Source organism: Bradyrhizobium sp. UFLA05-89, from assembly GCF_059803475.1.
Window position 1 is genome coordinate 1 of sequence record NZ_JBANBA010000303.1, and the last position, 581, is coordinate 581.

Below are 581 nucleotides of genomic sequence, written 5' to 3' on the forward strand. Positions count from 1 at the left end.
GATCGAGATCGCGCTCGATCAAATCCGCGCCGCCTGCACCGCGGGCTTGCCACGTGGCGTCGTGTTGATTGATGCTGGCTACGGCAATCACAGCGACCTGCGCGCCGCTCTTACGGCGCTTGAGCTTTCCTATGTTGCTGGGATTCTCTCGAGCACCACGGTGTGGTCGCCCGGCACGGGCCCCTTGCCGCCCAAGCCTTATGTGCCCGGCCGCGGACGGCCGACCAAGCAGCTACGTCGCGATGCGCAGCACCAACCAGTCAAGGTCAAGGATCTTGCCTTGAGCCTTCCTGCCAAAGCCTGGCGGACGGTCACTTGGCGCGAAGGAACGAATGTATCCCTCAAATCCCGCTTTGCGCGCGTGCGCATTCGCATAGCACGGCGCGACTTCAACCGCAGTGAACCCTGGCCGGAAGAATGGCTCCTGATCGAATGGCCCAAAGGTGAAAAGGAACCAACAAAGTACTGGCTATCGAGCCTACCGCCCACCGTCAGCTTTGCGCGTCTCGTCGACATTGCAAAGCTGCGTTGGCGCATCGAGCGCGACTACCAGGAGCTCAAGCAGGAGACCGGCCTTGACC

Annotated in this window: 1 protein-coding gene; it reads left to right on the forward strand. The window is 61.8% G+C overall.

The genetic code is table 11. From position 1 onward, the window contains the following. Window positions 1–581, forward strand: a 581-nt coding sequence (locus SO139_RS46375; RefSeq protein WP_498542177.1) for an IS701 family transposase, incomplete at both ends; no start/stop codon positions are given.